This is a genomic window from Pedobacter sp. Hv1 (assembly GCF_001412215.1).
In the GTDB taxonomy this organism is placed as follows: Bacteria; Bacteroidota; Bacteroidia; order Sphingobacteriales; family Sphingobacteriaceae; genus Pedobacter.
Genome location: NZ_LLWP01000001.1, coordinates 590377 through 607678, shown reverse-complemented (window position 1 = coordinate 607678; position 17302 = coordinate 590377). Strand labels below are relative to the sequence as shown.

Sequence of the window (17302 nt, the reverse complement as noted above, 5' to 3'; positions counted from 1 at the left end):
TGTTGGAAATTATTGATTAAGAGTAGATTGGAAAATGAAGCGTGAATTTAGCTTCGATTATTCTGCTTTGTTACCGATCCCACTAAGCATATGGGCCAATATCGGCTCACATTTTTCTTTGCAACAAGCATAAAAATGACCATGTTTCCAAGTGGCTGATTTTGGAGATTGGCCCCACCAAAATTCTGCAAGGGCAATGGGTTTCATTTGGTGTTTAAATGCATATTGTAACAGCTTAGGCCCTGCACATTCTCCTGCACCCGCAGGTGGATTTTTGTAACCTGCGGTTTTAAAAATCTCATTTAAACTTTTTTCTTCACCTGCTTGGTTTAAAAAATGATAGTGTTCAAAAATCTCTTTTTGTAAAGTTACAGAATGCTTTTTGCGAGCAACTTGTAGGAGGTTGAGCTGCTCTTGATCTGTTTTATTTTCTTTTAATTCTTTAATCTTTTGACTGAGCTCAGTAAGTTTTTGCATCCCATGGTTCAAAAAACCATCTGGAGAAAGTAAATCGTAAACTGGTGGAACAAATTTAGCATGATGGTTGCCACCAGCCAATTTGCCAGAAAATGCGGCCAAATAGCCAATCTCATTTTGTAAGGTCTCTACCACAAGCACGCCAAACATTTTTCCGATAATTTCTGTAGGATCGGTTGTTAGGCCAAAATTGTGCTGCCATTCTTGTTGGGTATGCAAATGGACTTGTAATTGTGTAGCTGCAGTTTTACATAAAGGATGAGGTTCGGCCCCTAACATCAGCATCAATTGCTGAGGCAGGATATTGAAGTCAATTGAAAACTCAAAAGGAGTGAAGAAAGGATCTTTAGCAGTAATGGGCTTACTCAATTGATAAAGTGATGAAATGGTAGAACTCCGCAAAGGTATGCATAACTTTTTACGTTAAGTAGTGCCGAGGAGATTGTGCAGTAACCATTAAGCTTTAGCTAGCAACTTGATGTCTTCCACTTCCAAAATTGATTTAGAATAGCCCTTTAATACACTATTGATCATGGCTAGACCTACTTCCTTCATGGTGCTTACTCGGTTAGGCATTAAGAAACGCAACACTGGATACAAGGAGCTCATTACTTTATAATAACTTTTAACGTTTTGTTGGCCTTCTGTTGGTTTCATAAAACCGGGCCTGAAATTATAAACCTTTTTAAAAGGTAATCTCATCAGTGCATTTTCAGTTTTACCTTTAACGCGGGCCCACATCACTGTTCCTTTTTCAGTGCTATCTGTCGAACCTCCAGATACATGAGCAAAAACCATGTTGGGGTTAAGTTCAAGTAGTTTTTGAGCAAAATGTAAGGTAATATCATACGTGATGTGCGTATATTGCACTTCATTAAGTCCTCTTGAACTGATCCCCGCACAATAAAAACAAGCATCATAACCTGTTAATTGTTCAGTAACTTCTTCTAGTTTCAAAAAATCAGCTACAATGTATTCTTTTAGTTTTTGGTGTTTGATATGGCTTGGTCTGCGACCTACTGTTAATACTTCAACTATATTTGGATGAGCTAAGCATTCCAATAATACACCTTCGCCCACTAAACCAGTAGCTCCTGTAAGGATTACTTTAATTTCCATAAATATGTAATTTGAACTTGAATTTACACATCCTAAATCCAGTTATCTAAATTTAAATATTGCTGAGACAAAAATGCAGTATAGTTCGGTATTATTTTTTTTGATGTTTAAACAACCATTTTGGGATTTCTTCTCCAAGAATTGGAATTGAAATGATGTCGTTATGTGCAGTACCTTCAAACTCCCAGAACCTGGTTTTGTTTTGATAATTCACTTCTTTATAAAATTGTTGATCACTATCGCCTGGGTTTTCTGTATCTAGCTTTCCATGCATGAGCCAGATTGGAATGTTTGCCAATGCTTTAACATTGCTAAATTCTGGAATACCAGAAATGCTTACTCCAGCAGCAAATAACTCTGGTCTTGATGATAATGAATTGATTACAGACGAGGCACCCATTGAAAACCCAATCACATAAATTCTTTTTTCGTCGATATTTAATGTTCTTTTTAAGGAGTCTATCAATTCTAAAGCTGTTTTTAAACAAGGTTGGGGAATAGATTTGAGCACATTTCTACCGCTATCCAATACATAATTTGAAGAACGGGTTGGAAACTGGGGCGCCAATACATAAGCTGGATATTGCTGTTGAATTGCTGGATCTGCCCAAAGTTTTGCCAATACACCTAACTGATTGATATTGTCAGTGCCTGTAGCGCCAGAACCATGAAAAACAATGACCAAAGGGTATTTCTGTAGGTCAGCTTTTTTTTGCTGAGGTTGAAGCAACCTGTATTTGATAGTTGGTGTAGATTTTCCTGTAAATGTTCCTGCTTCAAAAACCGTAGGGCTAATGCTTTTGATTTGGGCAATGCGTTTCTTTAAAGCTAAGGTGTCTGGGTTTTTTGTAATTTGACGGGTTCCGTATAAAGTGTTGTAACGGTTACAAGAAGACAAGCCCAATGTTAACATGATACAAAGGGCCAATGGAAGTAGCTTAAGTTTGAAATTCACTTGATAAAAAAGTTTGGATTTTGAAAGTAGTGTGCTATTTGTCCAATAGTCGCCTATGGTAGTTGATTTGGCCTAAGTGATAATTTAAATGGGTAGTCAAATGGATCAAAGTAAACATCATTCCACTTTCTTTCTCCCAAATTACGATGGGGAAATTACCCTTCATTTGTTCATCACTTAAGTTATCGAGCCCGTTTTCCACTACGATGATGGTTTCTTTGATGCGTTCTATTAGAGTTGCTCTCGGAATATTTTTGAGTGAAAACTCCAGTTCACGGTTTCTGATATAGGCTGTTTTGGCAAGACCAACACCAATGTAAGCATTTAAGTTTCCAATAAGGTGAAGACATAAATTTCCTGCAGAATTGGAAATAGACTCTTCAATTAACCACATCACCTCTTCATTTTTGTAAGAAGCGATTTCTTGTTTTAGTTTTTGAAGGTCTCTGACAAAGATGGACTTTAATGCTTCAGCTAACATCTTATCTCAATCTGTCTGCAGATTTTAATAATTTTTCATCATTATTAATGCCCCTTATGGCCAAAATACAAAAGAGAATGGCAATTACCGGTAAAAACATGCCCACATTATAATTGGCATTTTCTAAGCCTCCAGGGATATTTTTTGCATATTGGCTGCACCAAAAAGATAATCCAATAATTAAAATGATAGTGAGAATGATTATTCTTTTTTGAATGGTTCTTCTGCTGAAATTGAAAATGTTAATTAAACAGATTAAAACCACTGCTACTGCACTGATAAATAAAGGCAAATAAGATTCTACCTGTGTAGTTTGTGTGCCAATTTTCTTGTATAAGCCACTGGCAATTACATGGTATTCAATTCCGCCTACATTGGCAGTTACCATTGGGATAAAAACAAGGCAGCAAATGGTTAAACTTGCCAATAAAAGCCACACAGATTGTATTCTTTGTATCATGATTTTAAATAATTATTGAACAAAAATAGCTAAAAAATGTGTTTTAAGAAGCACTATTTATAGGGTTCATTCAACTTATTTTTTATTGGAACGACTTTGAAAAAAGTTTTATTGTCAAAATATATTAAAAGCGGATATAGGCACAACTAAATGGCAGGAAAAAAGTATTTTTGCACTAAGTGAGCAGTAAGAGATATTTTATAGAACTAAGTTATGATGGTACAAACTACCATGGTTGGCAAACCCAGCCTAATGGTATTACTGTACAAGCTTGTTTAGATCAAGCACTGAGCATCTATTTTAGACAAGAGATTATTAGTCTCGGCTGCGGAAGGACGGATGCGGGTGTACACGCTACCCAATTCTTTGCACATTTTGATGTTGCAGATGTAGCCGAAGCAAAAGTAATTAAAGCAATTACCGGTATCAATTCACTTTTGCCTTACACCATTGCAGTAAAAAGAATTTTTGCGGTAGATGAAGAAGCACATGCCCGATTCAATGCCACTGCCCGTGCTTACCAATATCATATCCATTTTAACAAAGATCCTTTTAAAATAGACCGTTCTTGGTTTTACAAAGGGAGCTTAGATGTTGATAAAATGAACCAAGCAGCTAAAGTATTGTTAGAATTTACCGACTTTTCTTGCTTTAGTAAATCGAATACACAAACTTTTACCAATAACTGTAAAATCACTTTGGCCAGTTTTGAGCAGCAGGCAGATGGTTTGGTTTTTACGGTAAAAGCAGATCGGTTTTTACGCAATATGGTAAGAGCTATTGTGGGTACCTTGGTGCTTGTTGGTAAAGGTGATATTGAAATTGAAGATGTAGCCAAAATCATCGACAGTAAAAACAGAAGCAAAGCTGGCCAGTCTGTACCTGCCTGTGGTTTATACCTGGTAAAAATAGAATACCCGTTTGTAAATGATCGAATTAAAGAATAATAGAATGGATTTGGTAGTCAAAAACATTCCGTCAATCAAAATTCAACCTTTAAAATTAAAATAATAGATGTCTAAAATAACCGGAGATGCGTTTAATGTTAGCTTGCTCAAAAGAGTTTTTGAGTATGTAAAACCTTATCGTGCTATTTTTAGATGGTCTGTGGTGCTTACCCTTTCTCTGGCATTAATTACGCCCGTTAGACCCTTTTTAATTGGTTATACCTTAGATAAATTTATTCTTTTGGGCGATTATAAAGGTCTGGTAGAAATGACCATTTTAATGGTCTTACTACTGCTTTTGCAAACCTTTATCCAATATAGCCAAACCTTATCTACCAATACTTTGGGGCAATCGGCTATTAAAGATCTAAGGATCAATGTTTTTAACCATATTAGTAAGTTAAGGCTGAAATATTTTGATCAAACGCCAATTGGTCAATTAATTACAAGAACAGTTTCTGATTTGGAGACCATTGCAGATATTTTTTCTGAAGGGCTGATTGCCATGATCGGCGATTTATTACAGGTGATTGTAATTATAGGATGCATGTTGTACATTGATTGGGAACTGACAGTGGTGGTACTCTTGCCTATTCCTTTTTTAATTGTTGCAACACGTATTTTTCAGAAAGCAATCAAGGTGGCCTTTCAAGAGATCAGAACTGAAGTGGCCAACCTCAATACCTATCTCCAAGAGCATATTAGTGGGATTTCTATTATCCAATATTTTGCAAGAGAAGAACAAGAATACAATAAGTTTAAAAAGATCAACTCCCGCTATCGCGATGCAAATATTCGTTCTAACTGGTATTATTCTATTTTCTTTCCCGTTGTTGAACTGATATCGGCCCTGTCTTTAGGTTTGTTGATCTGGTATGGTTCTAAAATGATCTTAGAAAAACCACTGGCTGTAGAGCCGGGTACCATTACTACGTTTATCATGTTCATCAACATGCTGTTTAGACCAATTAGGGAGCTGGCCGATAAATTTAATACCCTGCAAATGGGTATGGTAGGTGCCGAACGTGTATTTAAAGTATTGGATACTCAAGAAACTACTGCCAACAACGGTACCTATGCACCTGAGCAAATGCAAGGACAGATCAGTTTTAAAAATGTGTGGTTCAGTTACAATCAAGATGGAGTAACTGCCGATGAAAACTACGTACTCAAAGACATTTCTTTCGAGGTAAAAGAAGGGCAAACTGTAGCGTTGGTAGGTGCAACAGGTGCTGGAAAATCTTCAACTATCAATATTTTAAACCGTTTTTACGAAATTCAAAAAGGAGAGATCAAGGTAGATGGCGTTGATATTTCGGCTTATGAATTGGGTTATTTGCGCAGTAAAATTGCTACCGTACTACAAGATGTCTTTCTGTTTTCGGATACTATTTTTAATAACATCACTTTAAACAATCCTAATATTGCATTTGATGATGTGGTTGATGCCGCCAAAAAAGTTGGAGCACATGATTTTATTGAACGTTTACCGGGTGGGTACCACTACAATGTGATGGAGCGTGGGGCTACACTTTCGGCAGGGCAGGCCCAATTGATCTCATTTATCAGGGCATTGGTCTATCAGCCCTCAATTTTAGTGTTAGATGAAGCTACTTCTTCGGTAGATACAGAAACGGAAATGTTGATCCAAACTGCTATCGAAAAACTGATGCAGGGCCGAACCTCTATCGTTATTGCCCATCGTTTATCTACCATCCAAAAGGCAGATCTGATCATTGTTTTAGACAAGGGCGAAATCAAGGAAAAAGGCACACATCAACAATTGTTAAAAATGGATGGCTATTATAAACGCCTGTACGACTTGCAGTTTTCATCTGTTGGCATAGCTAAAAATTCATAAAAATGATTATGTTTGGTTAATTAACCAACTTAATCTTTGAAAAACCAGTTGAACATAGTGGATGAGCAATCACTTTTTGCCTTGTTAAGGCAGGGAGATGAGTCTGCTTTTGAACAAATCTACAAGTTATACTGGGCACAACTTTTTAATACGGCTTACAAGCGACTCCCAGAAACCGAAAAATGTAAAGACATTATTCAAAATGTATTTACAGACCTCTGGAATAGAAGAGCAACATTAGATTTAGCAAATCCTGCTGCTTATCTACATACAGCTGTAAGGTTTCAGGTATTGAAACAGATTAGTAAAAATTCAAAAAGTAGTGCTTTTACGGCCACATTCGAAACAGAACTGATTTCGCCTTTAGCAACAGATGGTGAAGTTTTAGAAAAAGAAGTGCGGGTTTTAATTGAGCTGTTTATAAAGGCACTTCCGCAAAAGCGGAGAGAGATGTTTTTAATGCATTATTTTAAAGGATTAAGTACTTCGCAAATTGCCACTCAATTGAATGTTTCGCAAAAAACAGTTCAAAACCAACTGACAACGGCTTCAAATGCCTTAAGGTTAAGGTTAACACAACTGCTTTTAAGTATGTTGATCCTTTTGGTTCTTTTTTCTTAATTCAACTCCATTCTATTTCAACTGTCTGTATCAGATTTACAAGAAAGTAAATTATTTTAATTTTCTTTTGGGAGTTTTTTGTCTTTCGGGTACATCTATATAAAAGGCAAGGAAAATGAACCCCTATAACCATAGAAAAGACCTCGATAAACTCATTAAAAGGTATGTTGCTGGTAATGCAACACCCGAAGAAATTAAATTTATTGAGGAATATTACCAGTATTTAGAAAAAGGAGAAAATATACTTGACCACTCGAGCGAAGCAGAAATTTTACGCTTAGAGGAAGAAAATTTTCAAGCAATTAAGGCTGGTATTGCGCATTCAAAAACCAGCAAAAGAATTGTTCCTTTTTATCGTTATGTGGCTGCAGCTGCAATTCTAGTGGTATTGGGTTTTGGTGTTTTATACCTGTCTAAAAATAAAGGGCTCAATACAGAAAGTGTGTTGGCCATTAACGATAAAACTTTAGATGTTTTACCAGGAGTAGATAAAGCCATATTGACATTGGCTGATGGTTCTAAAATTGTGTTAGATAACCATAGCAATGAAAATATCATGGAAAAAAATGGGTTAACGATCTCCAAAACTAAAGATGGTCAATTGATCTATAAAGTAAGCAATGGCGTTCAGAAGGGAAATACAATTGCTTATAACACCATAGAGACTGCTAAAGGGAACCAGTATCAGGTTTTGTTGCCAGATGGCACAAAGATTTGGCTAAACGCAGCATCTTCTTTAAAATATCCAGAAGTATTTACCGGTAAAGAGCGTAGGGTAATCCTTACTGGCGAAGCTTATTTTGAAGTGGCCAAAGATAAAACCCGTCCTTTCTTTGTCAAAACGGTTTCTTCTCCAAAAGACAATAGAGGCCAGGAGGTAGAAGTATTGGGTACCCATTTTAACATTAACAGTTATATGGATGATCAATCTGTTAAAACCACGCTGTTAGAGGGGAGTGTAAAAGTAAGTAACGACAATTCTTCTAAAATTTTAAAACCTGGAGAACAATCCATCATCAGCAATTATGGATTGGGTACCATCAATATCTTACAAGTAGACACAGACGATGAGACTGCCTGGAAAAATGGGCTTTTCAGGTTTAATAGTGCTGGTTTAAAAAGTATTCTGAACCAATTGGAACGATGGTACGATGTTAAAATTGATTACAGTTCTGTACCTAATAAAAGATACAATGGAATGGTGCCCAGAAGCGCTAAGCTTTCTGAAGTGCTAAAGATGTTAGAATTAACCGGAAACATCAATTTTGAAATAGAAGAAAATAGAGTATTAAAAGTAATTACAAAATAAACGAGGAGGAATATGAAGAAAACCTACAACCAATAACCAACACATTATACAAAAAATCAACAACTATTTAACCACACCTAAACACTCAAAAATGTATGAAATTCTACATTAAAAGCAATGCAGCCAGGGCTGGACAGCCTCAAGGTGCTATTGCAAATTATTTTAACCACAAATTAATCAGGGCTATGAAACTTACCGTTATCTTTTTAACTGTTTTGTGCTTGCAGGTAAGTGCTTCGGCATTTTCTCAACGCATTAGCATCAGCCAAAAAAACATGCCATTAGAGCAGGTTTTAAAAGAAATCAAACGTCAAACAGGTTATTTTTTCTTGTATGATCTGGATCTGATTCAACAAAAATCAAAACCAGTAAACATCAACGTAAAAGATGCCGAACTTAAAGATGTGTTGCTTGCTGCTTTAAAATCTCAGCCATTTAGCTATGAGATTAAAGAGAATACCATTTTGATCACCCCTAAAACAGAACTTATCCAAGCCATGAAAGCAATTGATGTAACAGGTAAGGTAGTTGATGAAAATGGCACGGCCATGCCTGGGGCATCTATTAAGGTAAAAGGTAAGACAATCAGTACCATTTCTGGTAATGATGGGTCTTTTATCTTAAAGAACGTTGGCGAGGGCGAAACATTGGTGATCTCTTATTTGGGTTATGCAGATAAAGAAGTGCAGGCCAAAGCACAATTAGGTACAATTGGCCTATCACAAATATCCAATTTACTAAATGATGTAGTAATTACCGGTTATACCAATTATACCAAGGCTCAATCGGCAAGTGCGAGTTCTTTAGTAGCAGCAGAAAAAATTAACCAAGTACCTGGTTTAACGCTCGATCAGATTTTGCAGGGCCGTGTGCCGGGTATGAGTGTGATTTCTACTTCAGGCCAGCCAGGGCAAAGTGCTTCTGTGGTAATTAGAGGTATTGGTACGGTTAATGGAGTTAGAGGGCCACTCATGATCTTAGATGGTGTGCCTATAGAATCAGGATATTTCCAAACCATTAATCCTGATGATATTGAATCAGCAACCGTATTAAAAGATGCATCAGCTACCGCATTATATGGTTCTAGGGGAGCTAATGGAGTAATTGTTTATACTTCTAAAAAGGGTAAGGCAGGTAAAGTTGCTGTCACCTATAACTCTCAGTATGGTTTTTCTAACTTGAGTAGACCAAACTTTGTGATGATGAATACCAATGAAAGGTTACAGTTTGAAGAAGAAATAGGCTTAACAGGCGTGAACATTGGGCCAGGATGGACTTATTCTCCTAAAAACCCAACTTATGCTGCTGGTACTGCCGCCACCCGTGCTCGTGCAGATTTTGTTTTGGATAGTTTAAGACAAATTAATACCGATTGGAGAGATATCTTTTTCCGTAAGGGTAAATTTCAGGACCAACAGGTGAGCATCAGTGGTGGAAATGAAAAATTGCGTTTCTACAATTCCCTAAATTATTACAAACAAGAAGGTGTGGCCTTAAACACAGGGTTAAATCGATATGCACTACGTAGTAATTTAGATTTTAATGATGATAAGTTTAGTGGAAATGTTAATATTTCTCTAGGTTATTCTCAATCTACCTTTATAGATGGAGAAGGCACCACTTCTGCAGGTACGGCAATGTCTGCGGTATACTATGCTTTACCTTACGAGAAACCTTATGCATCTGATGGTACTTTGGTGCATCCGGGAATTAGCAGTTTGCCAAAATATAATATATTAGATCAACGTGAAGGTACTTTAGCTTTAGAGCGGTTGTTAAATTCAAGTAACAAGACCGATCAATTTAAATCGGTTGTTGGAGGGACATTTTCATATCAGGTTCTTCCTTCATTGAAAGCTACTACCAGATTTGGTATTGATTATAGAAATTCATCAGATGAAAATTACATTAATCCAGATTCTTACTATGGATCCAGATCTAATTCGAATACTTTAGGCGGAAGAGGTCGTTTAGATGAAATAAGTCGCCGAAACTTTGGTGTGGTTTCAACTAGTGGTTTAACCTTTGCTAAAACATTTAATGGTAAGCATGATGTAGAGCTATCAGGTTTTTATGAATATATCTACAATGATTACAAATCTTTTGGATATAGAGGTTTTGGTATTGATAGTCGTTTACCAGAAACACCAGCAGGCATTAACGTAAGTACAGTTTTCTTACCCACGCTTTCTGGTGGTAAAACCAGAAATGCAATGGCATCCTTTATGGGAATTGCACGTTATACTTATGATAATAAATACACGCTTACTGGAAGTTACCGTTACGATGGGTCTACAACAGTGGTGCCTAAAAACAAATGGCATGGTTTCTATTCTGTAGGTGCAAATTGGAATGCTAAAAAAGAAGACTTTCTTAAAGATGTAGCAGTTGTATCTGATTTAAAAGTGCGGGCAAGTTATGGAACTACAGCAAGCTCATTTGGTGGTAATTTTGAATATCAACAGGCTTATGGAAATACCACCTATGGTGGTAATACCGGTATCCGTGCAACCCAAGCAGGTAATATAGATTATGACTGGGAGTATGTTGGAGAGTTTAATGTTGGTTTTGATTTGAGTTTGTTTAAAAGCAATAGGTTACGTTTAAGTGCCGATTTTTATAACAAAATCACTAATAATATGTTCATTAATCAACCACCTTCTGCCGTTTCAGGTTATACTACACTCCCTTTAAGCTCGGGTAGAATGAGAAACAGAGGTATTGAGTTTGATATCAATGGAGATGTAATTAAAACCAAAGACTTTACTTGGAGTTTAGGTGCAAATGCAGGTTACAATAAGAATATGATTCTTCGTGTGAGTGATGTAACTGATTTTTTTCCTGATGGAGACTCTAGAATTATAAAGGTTGGATTGCCTTATGGTACTTATTTTGCACCAGATTGGGCAGGTGTAGATCCAGCAACCGGCGAAGCAAGGTATTATAATTTAGACGGAAGTACTACAGCTAATTATAATGCAAATACGCAAAGTACCACTAATTCTGGTAGTTTATATCCAACATTTACTGGTGGATTTAATACAACAATAAGCTATAAAGGATTTACAGCTTCTGCTTTATTCTCTTTTGTAACCGATGTAATGCGTTGGAACAATGAGGATTTTTATAATGAAAATAGATCTTATAGAACAAGTAACCAGTCGGTAAGGATGTTGTACAACCGTTGGAAGAATCCTGGCGATACTGGAGATGCTGCCATCTTACAACGATTCGATATTCCAAGGAACTTTACCTCTAAAGATATTCAGAATGCTTCTTATTTAAGGTTAAGAAATGTAACCATTGGTTATACGCTACCTAAAAGCATGCTGGAAAAGACTAAGGTTATCAAAGGGGTTAAAATATTTGTTCAAGGACAAAATTTATACACTTGGACAAGTTGGAGAGGTTTAGATCCAGAAAATAATGATGTTTTGGGAAGGTTTCAATATCCTAATACCAGAACATACACCGCCGGAATTAATGTTAACTTTTAATAATCACTGTTATGATTAACAAAATATATAAAAAATGCACTATGTTATTGGCTGTAGTGTTGTTATTAACTTCTTGTACGAAGTTAGATTTTAAGCCAACAGACTTGATCTTGCCAGAACAGGCATTCAGAAATATTTCTGATATTAATTTAGGGCTTATAGGTGTTTATGCGCCTATGGACTATTCTACATTAAGCTATAGTTCTATTGTTTCTGACGAAGCGATATACCCACAAGAAAACACAGTTGGCAATAGCGACGCCTTTAGGTGGTTATACAATGGCTCTAATGGCTCTGTTACGGGTTTGTATTATACAAATTATCAGGCCATTGATCGTGCAAATAGAGTGTTGGAAGCAATGGATAAATTAACCTTTACAGGAACTGATATTGCACTTGCAGATCGTTATAGAGGCGAATTATTGGCCTTACGTGCCTATCTGCATTTTGAGTTGTTAAGGGCTTATGCTTCTTCTTATCAAACGGGAGCATTAGGGGTAACCTATATGGAGAAATCAGCTATCGTTTATCCTGCAAGAGAGAGTTTTGAGGCTGTAATTGCCAAAGCAAAGAAAGATTTGATTGCGGCAAAGGCTTTAATCCCATCTACTTTTACAGATAAGACTAGGATCACAAAAATTGCTGTTGCTGCTATTCAAGCCCGTGTAGCCCTATACGAAAAGAATTGGGTAGATGCTGATAAATATGCTACCGAAGTAATCAATGCGGTACCTTTAGCTACAAAAGCGCAGTTCCCTGGCATTTGGATTGATGCAAACGACAATGAAGTAATCTGGAAATTGAAACGAGTAAGTGGTGATTCTAGAACAGGAGACTTCTTTTTTAGACAATCTGGTAGTTACGTTTTATATGCGCCATCTTTTAAATTGATCGCTACGTTTGATCAGACAAACGACATCAGATATGTGCCTTACATTAAATTTGATAATTCTCGTACCGGAACAAGATCTAAATATCTGGTAAATAAATACATTGGTGGTACTTCATCTACACCAGGTTTAGCCGATGTAAAGCAATTCAGAACTGGTGAGATGTATTTAATTAGAGCGGAAGCTAGAGCTGAGGGCACTGGCGATGCAGCAGAAGATATTAATGCCTTACGTGCCGCTAGAATTAATGGCTATGTGAATGAAACCTTTGCCAATAAAACGGCATTAATTAACGCCATTTATGATGAAAGATACAAAGAGCTCGCATTTGAAGGACATCGTTTCTTTGATTTGAGAAGAAGAAATATGCAAATTGAAAGAACGCCAGCAGATGTAGCTGCTACGGGTAGTGCACTTATTTTATTGCCAACAAAAGCGCAGTATGCCTTGCCAATTCCTGCTACAGAATTATCAGTTAACAAGAACATGGTTCAAAACCCTAACTACTAGGTTAATTATTTTTGGGAAGGGAATTTTTCCTTCCCAAAATGTTTAAAATATTACTTTATGAAACAATTCATTTTAATCTTGTTGATCACCTGCTGTATTTCAACAATAGGCTGTGGTAAATCTAGCGATCCAACACCAGCAAAGCCGGGTGGGGGTGGAACACCAGTTACTCCAATACCAGTAGCTAAAAAAAGACCAGCGTCTATTGGCATTATTGGCGATACGAGTAATGTGGTAAAGCCTGTAAATGGCGGAATGGTACTCATGGGTGGAGGTACGGATGTAGATGCGGCCTTTAAATGGATGATTGACAGAAGTGGAGGTGGCGACGTGGTAATTCTCCGTGCTACTGGAACAGATGCCTACAATCCCTATGTAAATGGTTTAGGGAGTGTCAATTCTGTGGAAACGTTATTGATCAATAGTAGAGAATTGGCCAACAATGATACCGTAGCTTATATCATTCGCAATGCCGAAATGGTATTCATTGCAGGTGGCGATCAGTCTGATTATATGAATTTTTGGAAAGGAACCAAGGTAGATAAAGCATTAAACTATTTATTGACCGAGAAAAAAGCACCAGTAGGTGGAACCAGTGCAGGTTGTGCCATTTTAGGTGGCTTGTATTATAGTGGTGAAACAGGTGGCATTACTTCTGCAACAGCATTGGCAAACCCCTATGATGCAAATGTTACGCTCTATAACAACGATTTTTTAAAAGCCCCTTTTTTACAAAATGTCATCACCGATCAGCATTATTTAACGAGAGGACGTGAAGGGAGATCAATGGTGTTTTTGGGAAGGATTAACAAAGATTGGAAAATAGCCGCAAAGGCCATCGCTGTCGATGAACGTACAGCAGTTTGTATTGATGTAAATGGTAAGGCACAGGTTTTTGGTGATTTTTCGAGTACCAGAGCTTACAGTTATGCTTACTTTTTAGTTTCTGATGCATCCAAACAGCCCGAACAGTTTATAGCCAATATGCCTGTAACATGGAAGGATGGAGAACAGGCGGTTGCCGTTTACGAAATTCAGGCTGCGGTTAATGGTGGTGGAAGTTTTAATGTAGCCAACTTTAATTTAAATGAGGCTACAGGTGGTAAATCGTATTGGTGGTTTATAGAAAATGGAGTTTTAACCAAAAAACTACAATAGTAATTCGTTATGGATTTTAATTAAACGAAACATGAAGAAGATATTTTTAATTACGCTAGGTGTAATGCTTGCAGTGACCTTGCAAGCACAAAACACCACAAAAGGTAACTTGTTTATTATTGGGGGTGGCGATCGGTCTGATGCTTTGATGCAGCAAATGCTCAATACAGCTAACTTAAAACCCAAAGATTATATTATTGTGCTCCCGATGTCTAGCGAAGCACCCGATGCAGGTTTTGAGTTTCTAACCACGCAGTTGAAAAAAATGACCAACCATCAGATGCGCAATTTTAATTTCAGTAAACACGATGTAAATGATAAAAAATGGATTGACTCTTTAGCAGGTGCAAAACTGATCTATATTTTGGGTGGCGATCAAAGTCGTTTCATGAAAGTGGTAATTGGTACACCTGTTTATACGGCCATCCATAAAGCCTATAACAATGGCGCAACCATTGCAGGTACCAGTGCAGGTGCTGCGGTAATGAGTAAATACATGATCACAGGTACACAATTATTAGACACAATATATAAAGAAACGTTTAATAAATTGTGGGATAAAAACATTGAGTTTGCTGAAGGTTTGGGCTTATTGCAACATACCATCATCGATCAACATTTTTTAAAACGCAACAGGTACAACCGTTTGGTTTCTGCACTGGCTGCACATCCAGACTTGGTTTGTGTAGGCATTGACGAAAGCACTGCCATTATTGTGCATGGCGATAAAGCAACTGTAGCCGGTGAAAGTCAGGTAATAAGAATGGCCAATCCGAAAAACTTACAAAAAACCAAAAAAGGACTATTGAAATTTAACCAAGCAGAATTTGGTGTATTTACTGCAGGTGATGTGATACCAATTAAACCCTGATTCCAGTTGGTAGTTTTCAGTTGACATTAAACAGTTAACCAATTAAACGATAGAACAATTAACCAATTAGCCGTTTCCGGTTTATCAGTTGGCAATTTACGGTTAACCAGTTAAACAATTAGTCAATTAAACAATTAACCAATTAACCAATTAATACACTAATACTATTCCCAACTACTTCACTAAATTCTCCTCGAGATAATATGTAAATATATCAGCGCCAACGGTTTTTGTTCTCCTTTGGGTTAAAACAATGCTTGTTTTTCTCAAGAACTCAATATGCCAGTTTACGGCTGGGGTGGTAGCAATGGTAAGGTTTTCTCCGGCAGCATCAATACTATAGTCGGCAGAAATAAGCCCTTTGGTGTATTTGCCATCTGCAGTAAACACCAAGGTATCAATTGGAGAGAAGCGAATGGTGTCTTTCTTTACGGTATCCTTGTTTTTAACTTCGATTGATACCCTAGATTTTAATGGCCATTTGCCAACAAAATGTTCTTGAACAAACTGTTGATCGCTAAGCGTTTCTTTTTTACAGGCGTAAATAGTTAAAGTTAAGCAAGCTAAAAGGAGCACAACGATTTTCAATTTCTTCATTTCAAATGATATTTATTGGGGTAAAGATAACAATTAGTAAGCAGTGTAAAGTCATTGAGCTAAAGTCAATCATTTAATTATACGCTATTCATGTATAACGCTTGCACTGGGTATCTCATTGCAACTAGCGCTATTTTATCTAATGTTGATGTTTTTTTTGCTATTTGCTTAAAAATAGTTTCGATAAAAGAAATTAGTTCTATATTTCAATTTAATTTAATCATGAATGAAATCAGTTTTATCTAATTTAACTTTCCAAGTCTTAGTCGCCATTGCCTTAGGCATTTTAGTTGGCGTATTTTATCCAGGTTTTTCTTCTTATGCCGAGTTAATTAGTAAAAGCTTTATTAACATGATTAGCATGTTAATTGCCCCGATTATATTTTTCACTATTGTTTTGGGCATTGCCCACATGGGCGATATGAAAAAAGTAGGTCGTGTGGGTGGTAAGGCCTTATTGTATTTCGAAATTGTAACCACTTTGGCCATTGCCATTGGTTTGTTTGTTGCCAATGTTTTAAAACCTGGGGTTGGTGTAAAAGTGCCAGAGGGCGATGTTGCCAAAATAGCAACCTATACTGCACAAGCCGGAGAGATCAATTGGTTAGAGTTTATAGCCCATATCATTCCTAAAAATATTTTCGAAGCCTTTACCAAAGGTGAAATCTTGCAGATCTTGTTTTTTGCCATTTTGTTTGGTTATGGTTTAAGTAAATTGGGAGATAAGGGACAATCGCTGTTGAGCACTTTTGATAAGATTTCTAAGGTTTTGTTCAACATTATGAAAGTGGTGATGCGTGTAGCTCCAGTAGGTGCTTTTGGTGGAATGGCCTTTAGTGTAGGTAAATATGGTTTGGGTACTCTATTGCCCATGATGAAATTAATGGGATCGGTTTATTTAACCTGTTTCTTGTTCATTTTTGTGGTATTGCATGCCATATGTCATTATTATAAATTTAGTCTGTGGCAGTATTTGAAGTATATCCGTCAAGAAATTTTAATTGTGCTGGGCACTTCGTCATCAGAGTCGGTGCTGCCAAGTATGATGAAAAAGATGGAAGACATTGGCTGTGACAAATCTGTAGTAGGCTTGGTTATCCCTACGGGTTATTCTTTTAACTTGGATGGAACGGCCATTTATTTGGCAATGGCAGTGATCTTTTTGACCCAAGTTTTTAATATAGACCTGTCATTAGGCGAACAGCTTTCTATTATGGCGGTGTTGATGGTGACCTCAAAAGGTGCTGCAGGAGTAACCGGTAGTGGTTTTATTGTGTTGGCCAGTACACTTACGGCATTGAAGATTATGCCAGTAGAGCACATTGCTATTCTGTTGGGGGTAGACCGTTTCATGAGCGAGGCAAGAGCCATTACCAACATGATCGGCAATGGTATTGCCACCATCGTGATTGCCAAGAGCGAAAATGAGTTTGATCAAGAGAAATATTTGAAAGCAATACAACCAGCAGCCATTGAAAAAGCTGAGGAAGATCACTTTTAAGTTAACAGTTGTCAGTTCACAATTTTAAGTTAGCAGAGACTACAGCTT

15 protein-coding genes are annotated in these 17302 nt (G+C 37.0%); 9 read left to right on the top strand and 6 right to left on the bottom strand.

Annotated features, from left to right (window positions below; translation table 11 throughout):
• Positions 1 to 57: 57 nt before the first annotated feature.
• The 5 genes from AQF98_RS02860 to AQF98_RS02840 all read right to left on the bottom strand — a co-directional run bounded on the left by AQF98_RS02860 (position 58) and on the right by AQF98_RS02840 (position 3492).
• Positions 58 to 879, bottom strand: coding sequence for a hypothetical protein (locus AQF98_RS02860; RefSeq protein ID WP_200911828.1), 822 nt, complete (start codon positions 877 to 879; stop codon positions 58 to 60).
• A gap of 54 nt (positions 880 to 933) precedes the next feature.
• Complete coding sequence (locus tag AQF98_RS02855; RefSeq protein WP_055130400.1) at positions 934 to 1596, bottom strand: NAD-dependent epimerase/dehydratase family protein; 663 nt, start codon at positions 1594 to 1596, stop codon at positions 934 to 936.
• A gap of 91 nt (positions 1597 to 1687) precedes the next feature.
• Positions 1688 to 2551, bottom strand: a complete 864-nt coding sequence (locus tag AQF98_RS02850; RefSeq protein WP_152969619.1) for an alpha/beta hydrolase-fold protein — start codon at positions 2549 to 2551, stop codon at positions 1688 to 1690.
• 34 nt (positions 2552 to 2585) lie between these two features.
• A complete protein-coding gene (locus tag AQF98_RS02845) occupies positions 2586 to 3032 on the bottom strand; it encodes a DUF1572 family protein (protein ID WP_055130398.1) in 447 nt (148 codons plus the stop codon).
• 1 nt (position 3033) lies between these two features.
• Positions 3034 to 3492 carry a DUF4293 domain-containing protein gene (locus AQF98_RS02840; RefSeq protein WP_055130397.1) on the bottom strand — a complete coding sequence of 153 codons (459 nt, stop codon included), beginning with the start codon at positions 3490 to 3492 and terminating at the stop codon, positions 3034 to 3036.
• A gap of 179 nt (positions 3493 to 3671) precedes the next feature.
• On the opposite strand from AQF98_RS02840, the gene truA reads away from it, so the two are divergent.
• The 8 genes from truA (at position 3672) to AQF98_RS02800 (ending at position 15156) form a co-directional block, all read left to right on the top strand.
• Entirely contained in the window at positions 3672 to 4439 is a 768-nt protein-coding gene (gene truA, locus AQF98_RS02835; RefSeq protein WP_055130396.1) for a tRNA pseudouridine(38-40) synthase TruA, read from the top strand.
• A 67-nt stretch (positions 4440 to 4506) separates the two neighbouring features.
• Positions 4507 to 6300: an ABC transporter ATP-binding protein gene (locus AQF98_RS02830; RefSeq protein ID WP_055130395.1), complete on the top strand. Its 1794-nt coding sequence runs from the start codon at positions 4507 to 4509 to the stop codon at positions 6298 to 6300.
• Between the two features lie 36 nt (positions 6301 to 6336).
• Positions 6337 to 6921: an RNA polymerase sigma factor gene (locus AQF98_RS02825; RefSeq protein WP_082434877.1), complete on the top strand. Its 585-nt coding sequence runs from the start codon at positions 6337 to 6339 to the stop codon at positions 6919 to 6921.
• A gap of 115 nt (positions 6922 to 7036) precedes the next feature.
• The gene (locus tag AQF98_RS02820; protein WP_055130394.1) at positions 7037 to 8230 is read left to right on the top strand and encodes a FecR family protein; all 1194 of its coding nucleotides are present in this window, start codon (positions 7037 to 7039) and stop codon (positions 8228 to 8230) included.
• Between the two features lie 95 nt (positions 8231 to 8325).
• On the top strand, positions 8326 to 11727 hold the full coding sequence (locus AQF98_RS02815; protein WP_235524160.1) for a SusC/RagA family TonB-linked outer membrane protein: 3402 nt from the start codon (positions 8326 to 8328) through the stop codon (positions 11725 to 11727).
• Between the two features lie 11 nt (positions 11728 to 11738).
• On the top strand, positions 11739 to 13127 hold the full coding sequence (locus AQF98_RS02810) for a RagB/SusD family nutrient uptake outer membrane protein (RefSeq protein ID WP_055130393.1): 1389 nt from the start codon (positions 11739 to 11741) through the stop codon (positions 13125 to 13127).
• Positions 13128 to 13184: 57 nt separating this feature from the next.
• Positions 13185 to 14285, top strand: a complete 1101-nt coding sequence (locus AQF98_RS02805; RefSeq protein ID WP_055130392.1) for a cyanophycinase — start codon at positions 13185 to 13187, stop codon at positions 14283 to 14285.
• 31 nt (positions 14286 to 14316) lie between these two features.
• The gene (locus AQF98_RS02800) at positions 14317 to 15156 is read left to right on the top strand and encodes a cyanophycinase (RefSeq protein ID WP_055130391.1); all 840 of its coding nucleotides are present in this window, start codon (positions 14317 to 14319) and stop codon (positions 15154 to 15156) included.
• Positions 15157 to 15330: 174 nt separating this feature from the next.
• On the opposite strand, the gene AQF98_RS02795 is transcribed toward AQF98_RS02800, so the two are convergent.
• A complete protein-coding gene (locus AQF98_RS02795; protein ID WP_055130390.1) occupies positions 15331 to 15753 on the bottom strand; it encodes a hypothetical protein in 423 nt (140 codons plus the stop codon).
• 226 nt (positions 15754 to 15979) lie between these two features.
• Here AQF98_RS02795 and dctA point away from each other — a divergent pair, with 226 nt between their 5' ends.
• Positions 15980 to 17254 (top strand): C4-dicarboxylate transporter DctA, encoded by a 1275-nt coding sequence (dctA, locus tag AQF98_RS02790; RefSeq protein ID WP_055130389.1) that lies wholly within the window; start codon positions 15980 to 15982, stop codon positions 17252 to 17254.
• The last annotated feature ends 48 nt before the right edge of the window (positions 17255 to 17302 follow it).

Bases quoted from the DNA above. Each gene is read 5' to 3' on its own strand.
- AQF98_RS02810 (WP_055130393.1), top strand. From the start codon at position 11,739: ATGATTAACAAAATATATAAAAAATGCACTATGTTATTGGCTGTAGTG.
- AQF98_RS02820 (WP_055130394.1), top strand. From the start codon at position 7,037: ATGAACCCCTATAACCATAGAAAAGACCTCGATAAACTCATTAAAAGG.
- AQF98_RS02805 (WP_055130392.1), top strand. From the start codon at position 13,185: ATGAAACAATTCATTTTAATCTTGTTGATCACCTGCTGTATTTCAACA.
- AQF98_RS02845 (WP_055130398.1), bottom strand. From the start codon at position 3,032: ATGTTAGCTGAAGCATTAAAGTCCATCTTTGTCAGAGACCTTCAAAAA.
- AQF98_RS02840 (WP_055130397.1), bottom strand. From the start codon at position 3,492: ATGATACAAAGAATACAATCTGTGTGGCTTTTATTGGCAAGTTTAACC.
- AQF98_RS02815 (WP_235524160.1), top strand. From the start codon at position 8,326: ATGAAATTCTACATTAAAAGCAATGCAGCCAGGGCTGGACAGCCTCAA.
- AQF98_RS02800 (WP_055130391.1), top strand. From the start codon at position 14,317: ATGAAGAAGATATTTTTAATTACGCTAGGTGTAATGCTTGCAGTGACC.
- dctA (WP_055130389.1), top strand. From the start codon at position 15,980: ATGAAATCAGTTTTATCTAATTTAACTTTCCAAGTCTTAGTCGCCATT.
- AQF98_RS02855 (WP_055130400.1), bottom strand. From the start codon at position 1,596: ATGGAAATTAAAGTAATCCTTACAGGAGCTACTGGTTTAGTGGGCGAA.
- AQF98_RS02830 (WP_055130395.1), top strand. From the start codon at position 4,507: ATGTCTAAAATAACCGGAGATGCGTTTAATGTTAGCTTGCTCAAAAGA.
- AQF98_RS02795 (WP_055130390.1), bottom strand. From the start codon at position 15,753: ATGAAGAAATTGAAAATCGTTGTGCTCCTTTTAGCTTGCTTAACTTTA.